This is a genomic window from Streptomyces sp. JJ38, assembly GCF_019303475.1.
Classification (GTDB): domain Bacteria; phylum Actinomycetota; class Actinomycetes; order Streptomycetales; family Streptomycetaceae; genus Streptomyces.
The window spans coordinates 162,431-162,675 of record NZ_JABLSI010000003.1 but is presented as its reverse complement, the minus strand read 5'-3'; positions in this window follow the sequence as shown (position 1 = coordinate 162,675).

Here is a 245-nt window from a genome sequence, read left to right as displayed (position 1 = left end):
GCCACCGCGGCACCCCACCACTCACCCAGCCGCCACAGGTCGGTGCCCATACGCCCCTCGTACTCCAGCCGCGTCCCCGCCGCCGTCTCCTCCAGCACGAACGACTCCGTCACCTCCGGCACGGGGCCGCGTACCAGCCGGAAGTCGATCCGCTCCGGCCGGGTGAAACGCACCGTCTCCACCGTGACCGCCGTCAGCCGCCCACCCGCGACAGGCGTGAAGTGCTCGGCCAGGACCAGATCGGT